Below are 16,750 nucleotides of genomic sequence, written 5' to 3'. Positions count from 1 at the left end.
AGCTCACAGCTGTTCTGCAATAAATGCGGTACTCGCGAGTGCACCATTCTCTACCAGGGGCACTTCATAGCGGAAGGTGACCGCCGGCAAAAAACAGCCAAAGCGGTCCTTTTGGGAAGGTATCTAAAGACTTGTAACTAATAGCACTGGCCGACCAAAAACAGGCCTTCGGCACACTACTATCTACTTCGTAATCTCGGTTCCGGTCATGCTTTTGCCGCATTTTGACGTCTTCCTGCAAGCATCTGAATGAATTATTAGTAGGTAAGGAGTTTTTCAAACAAAATGGACTGTAATTGTTGCGCTGTTTGTGTATTCCGCTTACAGTTAGCCTCAACTTAATTGCAGTGAGTCGTCCAAATGGCACAAGATTCTGAATTTATTGATCCTGAGTTTCAAGATGGCCTCGACTTACTAGTGCCTGGTACAAAGCAACGGGTAAAAAATCTGTTTAGGATTGGTGCCGAACTAGAAAAAGAATCGGATCGTGGGTGCGCTCTAGTGGCAGCTGCATACCTTGAGAATGAAATCAACGAGCTGCTGGGCTGCTTCTTTGTAAAGCAAGGCGCGAGGGCCAGAGCCGCGCTATTTGATTTCAATGGGCCGGTAGGAACATTTTCATCAAAGATAAAGATGTCTGCTGCTTTGGGGCTGCTACCGGAGGAGATTCATAAATCACTTGATCTTATTCGCAAAATCAGAAACGAATTTGCTCATCTTCACGAGCCGTTAGATTTCGAATCAACCAAAATAAAGCAACAGGTAACAAATCTTCTACCAGGTTTGGATGTGTCACAGAAATCCATCCGGGAAGGTTTCATCATGAAAATACAAAGCATTGCAGCTACTATTCATTTGTGCATTGCTCACACCTTCTCACGAATGATTCCGGAGTATGAGCAAGTACCAATATGCGCAGATGCCAGTGAACAGGAAATTGAGATAGCAGCACGTAGATTGATGAAAACAACGGCGCCAGATATCACATACGAACAAGCCGTAGCAATGGCACGAAGTTTCAAAGATATTGTATGAGTGTCATTCGTCTCTCGCGCCTTCACGGCCTAACAAATGATTGACATCGTTCGCTTCGCTCACATGGACAAGCTAAAATCAGTGCCTTAACCAATCGTCAGAGGCCGTTTGAGATCGAAAGCCGTCTTAAGTGAGCGATCGCTTTTGGCCGAGTGCTGCGCTCACCGAAGGGCAGCTCTGGATCGTTAGCGGCCTGTCGGGAATGGCTGTTATTGACCCAAAGCTGCCTTTCGCAGAGGCAGCTCTAATCGTGAGCGCATTTGGCTAGCATTGAGATTGCGTGATGAATTTTATCAGATCATCCGCCTGGCATTTCTAAAGAAAAAGCCCCCTGCCACACGAACCACCATGCGTGGTGGCGGTTCGTGCGGCCGAAGCCCACAGCAAGCTGGCGGGTGAGGTTCACAACCGAGCCTTTCGACGCGCAATAAGCAGGCTGCTGCGCTATCCCAACCAGACCTCTGATAGACGCAATATTGATGATTCGGCCTCGCGGACGCCCCGCAGAGGCTTGCTGCCTCATCATCCGCGCAATCGCATACTTGGAGCCGTGCCATCCATCTTTTACGTTTATATGCATGGTCAGGTCGAATTCATCCTCAGTTTCCTCCAGGATGTTTGTAACTCTCCTCAGGGCGAGTATGACTGGTCAGAGGACCTGAAGAATCACCTTCTAGTGAAAGCTGAGGGAGAGGTCCCTCCATTTGCACGGATACTGCGTCAGAGAGTGAATTACTATTTTGGGATGATCGCTATGGGAATTGGACGGTCCGCAAACGTAGAATGAGGCACGCTGGGGAATCCGGGAGAGTCATCGCCCGGTAACTGCCCTGCGTGTGGTAGAGCTATCCATTCCATTACACGTGGTAAGATTTGTTAGTTATTTGGGGCTATAATGCGGGCTTATAAGAATGCAACTTTTTGTGGTGCTGATCCTGGTTGGGCAAATGCCTGTGTAGGGAATAATGGAAGCCCTGGTTACTACGATTATGCGAAGGGTTTTTCAAAAGCTGCAAATGTTTTGATTGATCAAGTGATTGCAGGTCGTGGATACGATTTTAGTGTAGATGACTTCGTCTATCCTGTTTGCTTTAATATGCGTCATTCAGTCGAGTTGAGGTTGAAAGGAGCTATTGAGGAGCTGGCTCATGTCTCCACTGCAAAAGGGCAGGCTCTCAAGTTTGACTTGGTAGGTTCCCATGATATTGGGAATATTTGGAGCTTCTTTAAGCGTGAGTCGGAAGCGCTAGATAAGCGGTACACAGAAATAAATGATAAAATTGATTCAACCATCAGTGATATTGCAGAGGTTGATGCAACTGGGCAAGTCTTTAGATACCCAGAAAGCAACGATAATCAGAAGCACCTAACAGATGTCGCTAGTATAAATTTCTGCCGCCTAAAAATAAAATTTGCTGAGCTTGAAAAGGGTCTCGATTTACTTCATAGCCTAAACGTTTGGCTTCGAGAAGAATACTTCCAAGGCACATTTACATTGAGTTTTTCTCGCCCGATGTTGTATGGATTGGCCTTGGAGTTGCCAGCTATAGCGACTTGGTCGAATCCAGAGTTTGGCGCCGTAAAGCGTAGCTTGATGGATAAATATGATGTTGGCAGTAGAGAGCTTTCAAGGGCTATTGACAAAATAAAGTCGCACTATTATCTAAGCTCGCTCATTGGTGCTCCTCTTCCACTAAAGGGGCTTGTTCGTGAGCAGTTGTTAGAGTTTTTTGATTATTGGGTCCCAGAGAATCCTGATATACAGCGTGAGCCTGAAGGTGAAGAAGTTTTTAGATTTTCAGAGGCGGATACGAAGCAGCTAATTCAGGAAATGATTCAGCGGGTAGAGTCGGGGAAGAATGTTTGGATTCATTTTTCGAAGGTGATCTCAGCAGAGTTTCTTGCAGGAATTCATACCTTGTTCTATTTTGCGCGAGACAAAGAGTATGTTGAGTATTATGGCAGGTTGTATGAGTCAGAACTCTCCGAAAGCCAGGCTTATTTTCGTTGGGGCGAGGAACAGGTTAAAAAGAGCTTTTTTCACATATTTAATAAGACTAATGCGCTGGATAACATCGTGATGTCACTTTTTGCCCTCGGGTGTGTTGATCTGGCTGAGGAGATTATCGCGCGATATGGCGTCGAAAGAGCATTGCATTGGCTCGAACGTGCAAGAAGTAGAGAGTTGTTTGCATTTCCTGAATATGCTAAATATTAGTTTTGTATTGGTAGGTGTAAAGGGGGTGGATGGACATGCTGAATTAGGAAAAACAACGAGTTAGCAAAAATCACAATGTCCATTTTTTGCTATGTGAGATGTAAATTCCTAGATACTGGGCTGGCTTACATTAAGGGGCTCATAGATATGACGGCGGTCGTTTCAGTCATGACTTTTGAACCTTGTCGTTCGCGTGGAGGTTTTGCGGCCCGATGACTGTTCCACTCACAGCGAGCAGTCATCGGGCCACAAAGGCACGTTAGTCGCACAAGCTGACTTTTTGAGAGGAGGCAAAACCGTGGCTTGTGTCGCTGATGCACTAGGTTAGTGGCGCACTCGGCAGGAGGCTGCTCTCCCTGCCTTTAGAATGCCCTACCAAATGAGGTTTTGGGCAAGGCTATAAGGGCTTCAGGCGTGGTTTTGGTCGTGTCACGGGTGATAGGCTGGAGCTGCTCGCCAGGCTCGCAGGATGGCCCCAGCGGTGTGGTCATCTCCTAGCGTACACCTGTGGGAATACCGGCCAAAGCTCATGAATTGCGTTTTAAGCGTGATTGCCTATGACCCCTTGGGGGGTAGGGGTGCCACGACCATTGAGTTGAAAATATGGGTGTCTCAGCGCGTTACAGGATCATATTTGACCCTTGCCTTTCTTTTTCACAAAGCAAAGAAAGCAAAAGCAGTGAGGGGTGAGGTGCCATAAAAAAACCTTATTTTTCATTGATTTAACTTGACAGATTCTATATAATGCACTTGACTTTAGCTCCGCTTCCGCTGGAGGAGCAGGACTGAATCCTCTGCTGGGTTCATTCCCGGCGTTAGCCGGGGTATAGCTTTTTTGATTTCAAAGAAGAGCGCGTGCGCGCGAAAAAATTGCTTACTAGCCGGCAGGCTGTCTTTCGTCAGCCTGTGTTCCGAGGTTGCCCCAGGTCCTGAAAAAGCAAATCCTACCTTGGGTTCATTCGCGAGCCATCGCGAGCGATATCTCCAGTCGATCCCAGCCCCCCGGTGCTACACCGCTAATATGGCTTCACCGCACCAGATTACGCAATAAAAAAGAGGTCTCAAATGAGCACTGATTCTCTTGAGGAAGAGATGCGTCGTGCGCTCTTCGGTGGCTCCGCTAACGTTAGCGAGAGGGCAGAGTCACTAGTGGTGAGTGGTCCAGCACCCAAGCAAAAAGCGACTGTGGGTTACTCGTCCAAGCTCCGTGTAGAGCTACATGTCACAAATGTCTACGAAGGTGATTACCAGGTGGTGCATTACGAGTCGTCCGTGTTGAGCGCTCTCGTAGCTGAAATGGAAGCTCGGAAGAAATACGCCAAAAAATACAGGTATGTAACGATTGTCTCCACTACCCGGATTTAACAACAGCCCATTTGCAGATCGCTAATTGCAATTTAGGTGGCAATGGGCTGATGTCTATTTGGTGGGGCGGCGTCGTTTTGCATCCTGATTAGTATGCGAGCGCCGTTGGATTCTCAATCATTTTTTTGTAAATTAGCCTAAGTCTTCCCAGATGATTTTTTTGCGGTTGATCTATTGGCGCTTGCCTATTTGAGTTCGAAAACAACTAAAATCATCAAGTGACTGGTAGCACTTAGTTACAGGCACCGGCCACCCATGCCTCGTTCAGCCTTACCTTGGCGAACTTTCCCTTCATATCATTCATCATGATCCACGCCGGGAGGGTCTGAGGTGGGCGCGTATACCAGGTCACGCAAGCGTTGAACACGTCCTTCTGTAGAAGGCTCTGCGCAACCCGCCGCTCCAGATAAGCGCCGAGACGAGACGAGGCATTACGTTTCGCCTAGGTGCTTCAGGCTACCTTCGCTGCGACCTTTCTCAATAGTGCGCCTGTACGGCGCTAGAAAATCGTTTTGATCACCTTATCTACCCCAGTGATCAGGTCTTCCACTTCGGCAGGTGTAGGTTCGGCAGTGCTCTTATGTCCACACTTATTCCTGATGTCTCCGAGGAAATCGATATGGCTGGATTGAGCAAGATCAATCACATCTGCGACCTTCAGCGCGATATTAATTGGATTGATAGTTTTTGCTGTTTTAGGCAGGTTGTGCTTGCCGCTAGTTCTTTGAGGTGGCCTTCCAGAACGACCCCGGCTACAGCGCCGGCAGCGCGTGTGTAGCCATTTTTCAGCAGGCCTCTCACGCTATCCAGCTCGTCGTCGAGGACGTCAGCCTGTACGAGTTGCTTGATCTCAAAAAGTGAGCTTTCGAAGCGGCGTTTGATCGCATTGACGATCGCGATCTGCTGTCGAAGCAGGTGCAACGTGGCGAGATATGCCGGAACGCCTCGATCCGTGGTCAACGGTGTATCAACGGTTTCGGGGCTGGCGAAACCAGGGGGGATTCGATCAGAAGTTCAAACGCTTGCACTTGAGCTTAAATGAGCAAGGCTTGATCGATGTGCAAACCTGGATGATCGACTCAACCGCAATATGTGCCACCCGAGCCTCAGCAGGCACCGGAAAAAAAGGGGGGCTGATAAACTTGCTGACCATGCGCTAGGCCGCAGCCGCGAAGGCTTGACTACCAAGATCCATATTCTCTTTGACGCCAACGGCATGCCTTTACGTTTCCTCCTTTCTGGCGGTCGAGCCAGCAACATCAGCTATGCCGAGCCTCAACTGGATGACGTCAGCATCCCCAGTCAGCGGGGTCGTCCAGATACGGTATCACGGTCCCGGTAGGTACTTATGCTACCCGCTTGGGTTGCTAGGCGTGATGGCTTTGCCAAATACGTTTGCGCCTGCCATGGTTGACCTGTGAGAGTGGGCTGCGTGGTGGCAAAATAGTGGCGTTCAGTCTAGAGGGGCGAGGGTAGTTGCAGCACCGTGCTGGACGCATGAGAGAAAGAACTAGGACTAAGGACAGGTAGGGCGCATGTTTGAGCCAATTGAAGCGGTCGATATATATAATAAGAACATTAATATCCTAATTGGTTCCGGAGCCTCAGCGGACCTGTTTCCCACTTTGAGTTTGCAAGTCAAGGATGCTGTGGGGAACTGGGAAACGATTGAGACCCTTGCCACTAAATTCGCAACTTGGCCTGAAAAGCAGACTGCGCTATTTATGCACTATTACAATACGTGCATTCACCCAGTGCAAAAGTTTTCACCTGCTGCCGTCAGCTCTGAAGAGGGAATTGAAAATCTCGATAACTATGAAAAGTTTTTGCGTACATTGTTAGGTTTTCTCGATAGACGTAAAGATATTAATCGCAAGGTTAACATTTTTACGACTAATTATGATGGATGCTTGGCACACGCGGCCGACCGTCTGCTGGTCAGAGGTGCACACGAATTTGTCGTGAATGATGGCACTTCAGGATTTTACAAAAAGCACCTGCACGCCAGAAATTTCAATACGTTTCAATGCCAGACAGGCGTGTTTGAGCGTGCTGCCTATGGCGTTCCGCAGCTTAATATAGTCCATCTCCATGGTTCGGTCTATTGGGAGAAGAGCGGAGATGGTATCGAGGTCAGGTATCGTGACGATTTCAAACATATTCTCAATCCCCGTACCGTTGGAAAGATTGCGAAATTTTCACAGTACTTGCAAACCGAAGGGGCGGTAACCAGCCGTATACCTTCGGTGATTTTCAATCGTACGCAGATCGACAGATTTTGGCGAGAATACAATAAGCTTCCAATCGTAAACCCCACAAAGTGGAAATTTCACGAAACCGTATTTGAAGAGCATTACTATCAAATGCTTAGGTTGCTCAGCTACGAGCTTGAGCGGCCCAACTCGATTCTTATAACCTTCGGGTTTTCCTTTGCGGATGAGCACATTTTGAAGCTTGTGCAGCGCTCACTGGCGAACCCCAAGCTCCAGACATTCATATGTGGATACAGCTCACGTGCGGCAAAAAAAATGACGGAGGTCTTTAGCCCCTGGCGAAACGTGAAGGTTATAGGCCCGCCAGAGAATGCAGTCTTAAATTTTACCAATTTTAATAAATATGTCCTTTCGCTCAAGCCGGAGGCATACATGCCCTCGGAGGTTTTCTGATGGCAATCCCAATTGGCGAAGTCATCGCTGTAAGCGGTGTGAAAATCTCCTTACGCATTTTTGAGGATTCTAACCAAGAAACGATATTTCACGATGGCGTTAAGTATCGCGGTGTATCGTTGAGAGAGCACTTGCTAATCCAGCGTGGTTTTATTGACATCGTGTGCTTGGTTGAAGGTGAATACCTCGATGAGCGTAGATTGGATGAGCAGGCCGAGAAGACCACCTACATACGAAAGGTGGACGTGAGACCAATAGGCTACTTGATTGACGGAAATTTTAACGAAGGCGTGAAGTACATGCCGATGATTAGGGATCGGGCATCCCTGCTAAGCGAAGATATAGTTGGGAAAATATACGGCGCAGAACAGGGTTCGAAATTTATTATTGGCACGATGCTGAAGGAGAATGTCTCAATCAGCCTCCCCTGGACGAAGCTCTTTAATAGCCATCTCGGGATATTTGGTAATACGGGCAGTGGGAAGTCCAATACCCTTGCTAAGCTGTACACTACGCTATTCAGAGAGAAGGTGCAGGGGCTGAGAGGAAAGAGTAAATTTGTAATAATCGACTTTAATGGTGAGTATGCCGAAGGTCAGATACACTCGGGGTTTGATAAGGGTGTGACTGTTCTTGACTCTCGGAAGGGTGGTCAGAAATTCATGTTGGAAAGCAGTCATTTCTGGGATGCTGATACACTGAGCCTGCTATTTCAAGCTACGGCAAATACCCAAGCCCCTTTCCTTAGGCGCGTGCTCACGGGGCGAGAAAAGTTTAAAGATATTCCACTGCATACCTACCTGGTCAAAACCTTTGAGCGCGTTTTTGCCGCAAGTGAACCTAAGCCAGAAGGGCTTGAATTAACGCGAGAAATAGCTCGGGTCATAGGCTCACCGGCATTGGAAAAGCACTTGGCGGAGGTTAAGTACAACTCTTATAATAAATCATTTAAAGCAGCTGAGGGGCATTTTTATGATTCGGATGGCAAAAGCTTTAATTCGTTCTTGAGACCATTTCTCAGTCAGCACGCAAAGCTCGATGATTTGGATAAGTTCGATGAACTAATGTTACGCTGTTACTTGCAGTTGTGCCGGGATGTCGTGCTGGGTTATGCACAGTATGATCACATTCAGCCTGTGCTTGCTCGTGCAAGATCATCTATTTCCGGGCTGCGCAACGTACTTGAGGTCGTCGATGTCCCGCTACCGCCATATCTACTGCACGTCATCTCACTAAAAAAATGCAAAAATGACGTAAAAAAAATACTGCCAATGCTGATTGCCAAGAACTTCTATGAGAATCACAAAGAGTCAGAAGGCTTGAGTAGTCCACCTACCAAAACCCTGCATTTGATAATTGATGAGGCTCATAACATCCTTTCGGAACAATCAACCCGCGAGCACGAGATGTGGAAGGACTACAGGCTTGAGTTATTTGAGGAAATTATTAAGGAAGGCAGGAAGTACGGTGTCTACCTGACTTTGTCCAGTCAGAGACCTGCCGATATCTCTCCAACCATTGTCTCTCAAATCCATAATTTCTTTATTCATCGTTTGGTGAATGAGCGGGACCTGATGCTGCTAGATAATACAATCAGCACATTAGACTCTTCTTCGAAGGCGTTGATCCCCACCTTAGCTAAAGGGTGTTGTGTCCTGACGGGCACTGCATTTGAACTACCTATGATTTTGAAGGTTGAGCCGCTGATAAAAAAATATAGGCCTGCGAGTGATGATGTTGACTTGGAAACGCTATGGGCCACTCAAGAAAACTCTGAAGAGGACGATGTTCTCGCGTACGACGATTTGGTTTAGCTCCACTGAAATATTTAGGTGGGGCGAGAGTAATACCCGCGCGGGTGCCAAACATGCCCAGGGCTCACTTTGCAGAAGATACGGGCATGTATCAGGACTGGCATGTCCAACCCAGATGAAGCCAAATACGTCAAGGGTATGGTTGTAGAGCTACCGTGCTTTACGGATAACGTGCGTTTGATGCCGCGTGTGAAGCGCACGAGCATGTATATCGTGAGGGTTAGATGTTGATCTGGTACGGGACGATTTTGTAGAGTCTGTTCGCATCGGCCCTCAGGGCGTGGATTTCTTATTGCAAAAGGGGGAACTGCTTAATGATCGGATCAAGGACGCTCCATTCGCTTGCTCAGTTTTTGGAGCTACAACCTGCGCAGAACACGACAGTCTTGCTCGGCAAGCACGGCATCAACCACACAAGCCTGCACCCTAGTCAATTGCTCATTGGTATTCTCAATGGGCTCCAATCCGGCTCCAGCGAAGCAGTGATGCGAATTTTAGCTGAGGTCATTGCCACCGCTGGAGATCTTCGCTCCAGGGTCAATCCGAAGTATCGCTTTGACGAGCGTGAGCAGGATTTAAAACAATGTCTCGTTCTGGACGGTTACAGGGTGGACGGCAAAGCCCTTGTCCAAACAGACCCTTCGCTGTCTGACACACCTGTGGAGGATGATCTGATTGCAGCTTTGAGAGCTTGTGGTGCGCCGAGGCGTGAAGAAATCATAACCAAGATTAATGACTCCGCAGCTGCGTTTCGGGCTACGCCCCCGGATTACAACGCAGCCCTCACTAATGCTCGCGTGGCGCTCGAAACCTTGGCTGTCGACGTCGCAGGAGACATTGCTGCCAGACCCAGCGCCCAAGGAACCTACAGCCCTGCTAAATGGGGCGAGGTGATTGCGTATCTGCGCATCAATGGGGAGATAACGGTGGAGGGGGAGAAGGGGTTGGCGGGGGTGTTTGGGTTCCTGAGTCCTGGTGCTCATAGGCCCGTTGGGATCCCTGAGGATCAGATGACCCGTCTTGGTCGATCATTTGCGCTCAACATGTGCTGGTTCCTGCTGAAAAATCACGTGTGAGTTGAGGTTTGCTTTTAGCTCCTACTTCTCAATGCGAGACAGCCTCGCTCGTCCGAGGTGAGTTGAGTAGATACTGGCTGCTCCGACCATCACGGCAACAACTGGCGCTGCCCTGACAAATACCTCTCTGGCGGGCCTAGATAGAAGCAATCGGTGCTGGTGGTGCATCTATGGGGCTGGCTGTTAAGCACTGTACGAAAAGAGATGTCGTAAACACCGCCGGCAGCAGGCCAATGTGACCATGGCCGCATAACCTGTTGCGAGCTTGCAATAACGCGTTGCCAGGCGGCGGTGCTCCTTCAGCCAGCTGAATAGACGCTGGATGACATTCCGCTCTTGGTATTTGGGTTTGTCGAGTATCTCGCCAGATTGCGCCTGAGCAGAGCACCCAGAGCACATCGTTAAGCATGAGTCGATCATCGGCTCGCGGGCGTCCCACGCAGCGGGGCGTGTTGAAGAGATCCGCGCCCAGCTCCCAGTCGGTGTCGGAAATTTCATATCGCTGTTTGGGCATGGCAGAGTCTTGCGCTGAAAAGGCAGGAACTTTACGAAAACTCAGGCAGGCTGGGGCGTTGACGGGATTTCAAAGGTTTTCATACAGAACCTAGTGATCAGCGTAAAGGTAAGTCGTCATGATGGCCACTGGCCGACGCTAGATTGTGAAAGCTGGGTTCCGAGCAGCAGACGACGCTTCTCCGGTGGCAGCGCTTAGGGGGAGCACATTTGTACTCATTTCATGGCTCTTGCGCATTTTGACGCTTGGACCCGTTTTTTTGTCCTGTTAACATCGGGACGTGGATAGGCATACAGTTTGAGAGGCGGAGTCGAAGCAGTGCCTCTTAGACCCGATCATCAAGCTTGGTGTGTGAGGCGAGTGGATGCTTTCAACTGATGACTTCGTCCCTATGGAGGCTGCAATCGGATCGCTGAGGCAGACCGCTCCCGCGTTTCTCGATGCTGTTGCTACCGCTATGAGGACGTATCGACCTTCTGATGTCGTACCGAATGAGCAGGTCTGCTCCCGTGCACACGGCAAGCCCATCCCCGGCTTCTCTCTTACTTACGCCCACCTAAGCAGTTACCTCGACCTTGCCGTATCCAAGCACGCTTCGGTCTTTATCGAGACGGAGGCGGGCGTGTACCGTTCTGAAAATGTGTTTATCAATCGCAGCTGGTTGATGGCTCTGAATGAGCTTGCGATTCTTCAGCCAGGTATTGCACAACCCATAGCGCTGCGCGCCTTCGGAACGCAAAAGGCCAGTGTTACTCCGCTTTTTCCACCGCTCGATGACCAAACTCCTGACTCAGCTCGCGCGGAATTACGTCGACTCAAGATCCAGATTGAGAAGAATCTTGTGCTTCCTGGAGAGGATGCTCGCGATCGAGAAATCGAGAGTCTGCGAGCACAAGTGGCGTCGCTGGTGGAGGCCAAGTCACAAGGCGATGAGTTGAACGCAGCTCAGGCTATGACTCTGAAGATGCTGACCTTGGAGAATGACCAGCTTCGTAGAGTCAGAGAGGATGAGGCATCGTCGAGGAGGCTTTCGGCTCCTGTAGAAGCAGTGCAGCCAGCTGCGCGTTCAATCTCCAACGTCGAGCTTCGCAACGCGGCTATCCGCGAGGCTCGTTGCGAAGTGGCGAAGCTTGCGATGGCCCTCTGGGCTAGCCCAGATCTCGCGGACTGCCGTACCGGCAAAATGGCCCAGCTGGTCAGAGATCACATCGATCCAAAATACGCAGAGCTACTGCCCGCGACGAATATTTCACTCGCGAAGTGGTTATCGTCGGATGTGGCTCCCCCATCGGCAAAGCGCCGGGGTAGGCCTTCGAAGTCTGATCCAAATAAATAAACTACACACCCGGCCGGATATGTAGTTTTCCGGCCCCGTCCAGCGGTTTTAACCGTTGGATATCCCTGCCAGCATCCTCGTCGTCAATCACATTTGACGTTCTGGAGGACGTTGACGATGCCACTTCTTTCCCAGCCTTGTGTTTCTCGCTTTCCGCCCGAGAAGTCTTCGTGGTCGGCGAGCCTAATTTATCAAGCAGACCTTTCGCATGTGATCACCCTCGGGGCTGTCGCAGGCACACAGCTGGCCGGCATTTGCCTGGATAGCGATGACATTTTGCCAGGAGGTATTGTATGAAAATGCGCAAGATCATTTCGCACGAGTATGAGGGTGCCTCCATCAGCTTCGATGTGGAGGGTTGGATGAATGCTTCCCATGCTGGCGGAGTGTTTGAGAAAGAGCCTCGGGAGTGGTTAGAGCTGGATTTGACTCAGCTGTACGTCACGGAATTGGCGAAGAGGAGGGGAGTGACGATCGAGTCGCTGGTAGTGACCCGGCGCGGTAACGAGAGGCTCCGCGGGCTCTGGCTGCACCCCAAGCTTGCCGGCAAGTTCGCTCGTTGGCTCTCGATCGATTTTGAGATCTGGTTCGATGACCAAATGGAGGCGTCGACGTTGAGGGATGTGGTGGCTGTGGAGGCGGCTCGTCGCCAGGCTGCGATGGGCTTTCGAAGCCTGTGCGAAGCCCTTGTCATTACTCATCAGGCGATCGGAAAAGAAACGAAGCCTCATCACTATATGAATGAGGCCAGGCTCATCAACGAAATTCTGACAGGAGTCTTTCAAGGGCGAGACCGAAGCCAGTTGACGATACCCGAGCTAGAGCTGATTACGCTGATGGAAAGCAGGGACGTTCTGCTGCTTGGTCAAGGGAAGGGGTACTCAGATCGCAAGGCTGCTCTCACTCAATACCTCGGTCAGCTCAGCGATAGCCGCTCACAAATTCACCGACATTTCGGGTAGATGGGCAGCGTAATGCATCAGTTGCGCGTTTCAGGGGGCGTCACCGCGCCCTAGCGCACCCACCCTGGGCCATCCTGCGAGCAAAGCGAGAAGATCCCTATTTAGGTAGCTATCACACCGACGTAGGGCTTACAGGTCGTACTCGGCCCCGGACTCTCATTACGTATTGGAGAGGTGCCGATCCTTACCAGATTCGGCCACATTGGCAATAAAAAACACGTGGAGTACATTTGTACTCCTAATGCAATTTTCTGTGTAGCAGTGCTGAGACGCCTTCCGCTTACGCACCGCTTCGTTTAGCGAGGTAGGCGGCTATAGCGTCTGAGGAGATCTCATCAGTCCCTACGGCGACGGATGCTGCCGAGCCGCCCAGGCTCATCCCAGCTATTGAGGCGGCGGGGGTTCAGTCGCTCTCACCCGGCCTCTGAGTAAGAGCAGGGTATCGGTGGTGGCGTTTGGCTATCCAGCAAGCTAGATTCATGATGCAGACGTATTCACCCAAGGAACGGCAGGAATGACTCAGTACAACGCAGCTTTGATTCTGGATCTGAAACGACGCATTGAAGAGGGTTTCACATCTTCCAACTGGGAAGAAATCGGTTTGCTAACTGATAGCTCCCACATCATTACTGGGCACTCAAGGTTATTGAGAAGCTTGAGCTTTGGTGATCAAGATTATGCGGGCAACATCATTAGCGTCCTCCGGGCAATGTCCGACCACAACCCCGGCTCTCTCAGCGTAGTAAAGGAATACCTGGATCAATGGTATCCAGATCAAAATGTAACGTACATTTCTGCAAAGCCGTCCGAAAGAAAAATCTCCTTTGCGCCCAATGTGTTCTCCATCCCTGATGGAGATGTAGAGGATGACCTGGTCACGGTCATGATGCCTTTCGCTGGTTTTGATGGTGTTTACACTGCGATAAAAAATGCGTGCAGCGCAGCTGGGTTCAGGTGTCTGCGGGCTGACGATATCTGGGACAATTCTTCAATTATCCAAGACATTTTTAGCCTCATCTATCGGGCGAAAATTGTCGTAGTTGATTTTTCGGGAAAGAATCCGAACGTGATGTACGAAACTGGAATCGCTCATACGCTCGGGAAAACTGTCGTACCGCTAGCTCAAATCGTTCAGGACATCCCTTCGGACATGGTGCACCACCGAGCGCTCATCTACCTCAAAAATGGTGAGGGTCTTGCCAAGCTTGAGGACGATTTGATGAAAAAGCTTCGGATGATCAGCTGATTCCGAACGGCGCAACGGAGGCTGCCATATGAGTAGTCTCCTCAGTAGCAGTCCTTAGGTCATAGGGTGGTGCTGTATATGTTTAACATGCTTGTAAAGTCTTCTCCATGGAATGAAGGAAGAGACGTTTTCTGGAAATCCAGAGTGTTCGAGTACACAAACGATGATCTGAGGCGATTGTATACAATAAATGATGCTCCTAACTTCGACGCGCTGATTAAGAATCCAGTTATTTTCATCGAGGAAACAATTCGAGATCGTCAGCAATTTGGTAGGGTGGGGCGGATCTCTAGGGTGAATGTTAATGCTGATGACGAAATAACACTTGAGTACCATTTTGACCAGCTGATCCCTCCAATCCCGCAAAGAGATCTAATTAGGCTTGCACCATTATTGGGAATGCCGTCAACCCGCTTTGGGCATTACAGTCGGACACATTGGGCGGTTAAAGATATCGACATCTACCATGTGATTCTGTCAGAGACTTTGCGTAATCAGAGGGTACCCGCCGTTTTTAGGCTTCCTCCTGCGCAGGCAGTTGATACAAATTTGCTGTCAGCCATGATGCCTTTTGCGGGATTCGACAACGTATGGACCGCTATTCAGCAGGTGGCTGAATTCTCTCTCATGACCGCTCAACGGGCGGACAGCATTTGGGAACATCAGGAGATCATCCAAGACATCGTGTCGTTGATAGACAGGTCAGCGGTCATCATTGGTGATTGTTCTGGTCGAAACGCCAACGTTTTCTATGAAATCGGCATAGCTCACGCGTTGGGCAAGCAGGTCATCCTAATCACCCAGAATCCAGAAGATATTCCATTCGATTTGGCGCATCTGCGTAACATCAGGTATCACAACAACGGCGAAGGCATCGAGCGCTTGAAAACGGAGCTGAGCGGCAGGCTTGCCACTATTCGCAACCAGGCGTTGGGCTAAATTGGTGATACACCGGAAGAAGACTACAGCGTTCCATTCCTCAATGCCGATGTAGAACAGGCTGCAAGTCTTGACGATCTATGCTGGCCTCTCGTGGCCGCTTACAGGGCATGTAGGCGGCTAAAACGCGTCTCCTGGCATGCGAGAGCCTCCCAGCAAATCGCGAGGCCGCTACGCTCGCCCAAGCCCCTCCCTCTGGGTCATTCTACGAGCGAAGCGAGGAGGTGCGAGAGATACACAGGGATGCCTTAGCTCATAGGGCGGTCCCTTTCGAGAGGTTTCACCAAAGTCCTTCGTCCATGCGTCTCATGAAATCGCTCACGCTTTCTTCGGGAGCAGTGATCAATTCATTCACCTTACCTTGATGCGCCATCAGAAGGAGACGTGCCATGTCGATGTAGTGTTTGTAAGTGGTGTCGATATCCTCATGCCCCAGCTGGTTTCTGATCGCCTCGGCACACGCTGCGTAAAGCGCATCTGCATTTTTCGTCAGCAAGTCATCTTTAAAGAATTTGATTAAAAACATCGTCGGCCACCAGCCACGACTGTCGTAGAAACGGATGGCGCTCCGGAAGCTTTCATCCTTCGCCACAGCCTTCTTTTTGGCATCTGTTGTTCTTCTGCTAATGCGATCTCCGTCGACCGGATCTCCGGCCTTCGTCAGGAACAGGATGGAAGGAGGGCAGTCTTCCCCGTATTTCTCCTTGTAGAGCTTGGCTCTATCTCGGTAATGAGGGTTTATGTACGTTCGTTCAAGCTCCTTGAGATCCGCTTGGTTGATGACGATTTCGCGAGTCTTACCACGCTTGCTACGAATAACCGTATACTTGACTATGGGGTTGGTTGAATTTCGCATTTCTGAATGAGGCGCAATGTGCTTATTAACGCCGTTGCCATACAGAGGGAATTTGCAAAGTTCTGATGGGCGCATGGCGGTGCCAAGCGCAAATTTGAACAATGCGGAATAGACAGGGTCTGTGTAGCTTTCAGCCAGCAGGCTGATCTCTTTATTTGTGATGAGAGAAAGCTTTCTCTTCTGGCGAGACTCGCGCTCCAGAACGCTGATGTTGCGGCCATCAATGACGGTTCTTGCTTTGGCATCAATGTAGCTGAGCATTTTTTTGTTCTTGAAATTCGGGAAGGCAGTTTTTAATAACACCTGGACGCCCGTTACGTAGCCTACGTCAGTGATCCACCTGAAAAAATTCAGCAGAACTTTAGCGTCGGTGATAGTGGTTTCGCACGTTGGTGAAGTCCTTCCCCTGTTTTGGCGTACGACTTGGCGATAAACCTGCCACCTTTTTAGATGTCTATTCGTTACAACGGCATGGAAGCGCCCGCTATCCACACCTTTGAACTCTGGCAGTGTGGAGAGAAACCTATAGAGCATAGAGATCAAGCTCGCGTATCGAGCCGAGGTGCCTCGGGCGCTGCGGGTACAGCTATAAAGAAATAGGTTCGGGTAACTGAGCAGGACTTGTTTGCGGTTTTCATGCGCTATAAGAATGTGGTGCGTAACCTCAATGCCCAGATCATAGGCGTAATAGGTTATTTCCTTTGTTTCAATTCGTTCGATCAT

The 16,750-nt window shown here is 49.7% G+C and carries 12 protein-coding genes and 4 pseudogenes; 10 read left to right on the top strand and 6 right to left on the bottom strand.

What is annotated here, in order from left to right; translation table 11 throughout:
- Window positions 1-360 precede the first annotated feature (360 nt).
- Entirely contained in the window at window positions 361-1,035 is a 675-nt protein-coding gene (locus tag HU737_RS14775; protein ID WP_186556893.1) for a DUF4145 domain-containing protein, read from the top strand.
- Between the two features lie 298 nt (window positions 1,036-1,333).
- Here HU737_RS14775 and HU737_RS14770 read toward each other — a convergent pair whose 3' ends face one another.
- The gene (locus HU737_RS14770) at window positions 1,334-1,651 is read right to left on the bottom strand and encodes an SDR family oxidoreductase (RefSeq protein WP_367616063.1); all 318 of its coding nucleotides are present in this window, start codon (window positions 1,649-1,651) and stop codon (window positions 1,334-1,336) included.
- Window positions 1,652-1,930: 279 nt separating this feature from the next.
- On the opposite strand from HU737_RS14770, the gene HU737_RS14765 reads away from it, so the two are divergent.
- Window positions 1,931-3,253 carry a hypothetical protein gene (locus HU737_RS14765; RefSeq protein ID WP_186556891.1) on the top strand — a complete coding sequence of 441 codons (1,323 nt, stop codon included), beginning with the start codon at window positions 1,931-1,933 and terminating at the stop codon, window positions 3,251-3,253.
- Window positions 3,254-4,850: 1,597 nt separating this feature from the next.
- Here the strand turns inward: HU737_RS14765 and HU737_RS26425 are convergent.
- Together HU737_RS26425 and HU737_RS26345 are read right to left on the bottom strand one after the other, a co-directional pair.
- Window positions 4,851-5,027: pseudogene (locus HU737_RS26425) on the bottom strand (DUF2026 family protein); the annotation flags it as partial.
- Between the two features lie 248 nt (window positions 5,028-5,275).
- Window positions 5,276-5,578, bottom strand: a complete 303-nt coding sequence (locus HU737_RS26345) for a hypothetical protein (protein ID WP_186556966.1) — start codon at window positions 5,576-5,578, stop codon at window positions 5,276-5,278.
- Here HU737_RS26345 and HU737_RS26220 point away from each other — a divergent pair.
- The 4 genes and pseudogenes from HU737_RS26220 to HU737_RS14735 all read left to right on the top strand — a co-directional run.
- Window positions 5,530-5,936 (top strand): annotated as a pseudogene (locus tag HU737_RS26220) (IS5 family transposase); the annotation flags it as partial. The gene HU737_RS26345 and the pseudogene HU737_RS26220 overlap by 49 nt on opposite strands.
- Before the next feature lie 217 nt (window positions 5,937-6,153).
- A complete protein-coding gene (locus HU737_RS14745; RefSeq protein ID WP_186556888.1) occupies window positions 6,154-7,284 on the top strand; it encodes an SIR2 family protein in 1,131 nt (376 codons plus the stop codon).
- A complete protein-coding gene (locus HU737_RS14740) occupies window positions 7,284-9,098 on the top strand; it encodes an ATP-binding protein (RefSeq protein WP_186556887.1) in 1,815 nt (604 codons plus the stop codon). The genes HU737_RS14745 and HU737_RS14740 overlap by 1 nt, the downstream gene beginning before the upstream one ends.
- A gap of 314 nt (window positions 9,099-9,412) precedes the next feature.
- The gene (locus HU737_RS14735) at window positions 9,413-10,174 is read left to right on the top strand and encodes a hypothetical protein (RefSeq protein WP_186556886.1); all 762 of its coding nucleotides are present in this window, start codon (window positions 9,413-9,415) and stop codon (window positions 10,172-10,174) included.
- Between the two features lie 183 nt (window positions 10,175-10,357).
- On the opposite strand, the pseudogene HU737_RS26625 reads toward HU737_RS14735, so the two are convergent.
- Both HU737_RS26625 and HU737_RS26620 read right to left on the bottom strand, forming a co-directional pair.
- A pseudogene (locus tag HU737_RS26625) lies at window positions 10,358-10,534 on the bottom strand (IS5/IS1182 family transposase); the annotation flags it as partial.
- Between the two features lie 46 nt (window positions 10,535-10,580).
- Window positions 10,581-10,688, bottom strand: a pseudogene (locus HU737_RS26620) (IS5/IS1182 family transposase); the annotation flags it as partial.
- Between the two features lie 364 nt (window positions 10,689-11,052).
- On the opposite strand from HU737_RS26620, the gene HU737_RS14725 reads away from it, so the two are divergent.
- The 4 genes from HU737_RS14725 to HU737_RS14710 all read left to right on the top strand — a co-directional run bounded on the left by HU737_RS14725 (window position 11,053) and on the right by HU737_RS14710 (window position 15,171).
- On the top strand, window positions 11,053-12,024 hold the full coding sequence (locus tag HU737_RS14725; RefSeq protein WP_186556885.1) for a hypothetical protein: 972 nt from the start codon (window positions 11,053-11,055) through the stop codon (window positions 12,022-12,024).
- Between the two features lie 293 nt (window positions 12,025-12,317).
- Window positions 12,318-12,986 carry a KilA-N domain-containing protein gene (locus HU737_RS14720; protein WP_225915615.1) on the top strand — a complete coding sequence of 223 codons (669 nt, stop codon included), beginning with the start codon at window positions 12,318-12,320 and terminating at the stop codon, window positions 12,984-12,986.
- A 514-nt stretch (window positions 12,987-13,500) separates the two neighbouring features.
- Window positions 13,501-14,232, top strand: coding sequence for a hypothetical protein (locus HU737_RS14715; protein ID WP_186556883.1), 732 nt, complete (start codon window positions 13,501-13,503; stop codon window positions 14,230-14,232).
- Between the two features lie 78 nt (window positions 14,233-14,310).
- The gene (locus tag HU737_RS14710) at window positions 14,311-15,171 is read left to right on the top strand and encodes a hypothetical protein (protein ID WP_186556881.1); all 861 of its coding nucleotides are present in this window, start codon (window positions 14,311-14,313) and stop codon (window positions 15,169-15,171) included.
- 280 nt (window positions 15,172-15,451) lie between these two features.
- On the opposite strand, the gene HU737_RS14705 is transcribed toward HU737_RS14710, so the two are convergent.
- A complete protein-coding gene (locus tag HU737_RS14705) occupies window positions 15,452-16,750 on the bottom strand; it encodes a site-specific integrase (RefSeq protein WP_186556879.1) in 1,299 nt (432 codons plus the stop codon).

Source organism: Pseudomonas urmiensis, assembly GCF_014268815.2.
Taxonomy (GTDB): Bacteria; Pseudomonadota; Gammaproteobacteria; order Pseudomonadales; family Pseudomonadaceae; genus Aquipseudomonas; species Aquipseudomonas urmiensis.
The sequence above is the reverse complement of the archived record's forward strand: the minus strand, read 5'-3'. Positions and strand labels throughout refer to the sequence as shown.

Bases quoted from the DNA above. Each gene is read 5' to 3' on its own strand.
- HU737_RS14720 (WP_225915615.1), top strand. From the start codon at position 12,318: ATGAAAATGCGCAAGATCATTTCGCACGAGTATGAGGGTGCCTCCATC.
- HU737_RS14715 (WP_186556883.1), top strand. From the start codon at position 13,501: ATGACTCAGTACAACGCAGCTTTGATTCTGGATCTGAAACGACGCATT.
- HU737_RS14735 (WP_186556886.1), top strand. From the start codon at position 9,413: ATGATCGGATCAAGGACGCTCCATTCGCTTGCTCAGTTTTTGGAGCTA.
- HU737_RS14710 (WP_186556881.1), top strand. From the start codon at position 14,311: ATGTTTAACATGCTTGTAAAGTCTTCTCCATGGAATGAAGGAAGAGAC.
- HU737_RS14725 (WP_186556885.1), top strand. From the start codon at position 11,053: ATGCTTTCAACTGATGACTTCGTCCCTATGGAGGCTGCAATCGGATCG.
- HU737_RS14775 (WP_186556893.1), top strand. From the start codon at position 361: ATGGCACAAGATTCTGAATTTATTGATCCTGAGTTTCAAGATGGCCTC.
- HU737_RS14765 (WP_186556891.1), top strand. From the start codon at position 1,931: ATGCGGGCTTATAAGAATGCAACTTTTTGTGGTGCTGATCCTGGTTGG.
- HU737_RS14745 (WP_186556888.1), top strand. From the start codon at position 6,154: ATGTTTGAGCCAATTGAAGCGGTCGATATATATAATAAGAACATTAAT.
- HU737_RS14705 (WP_186556879.1), bottom strand. From the start codon at position 16,750: ATGATCGAACGAATTGAAACAAAGGAAATAACCTATTACGCCTATGAT.
- HU737_RS14740 (WP_186556887.1), top strand. From the start codon at position 7,284: ATGGCAATCCCAATTGGCGAAGTCATCGCTGTAAGCGGTGTGAAAATC.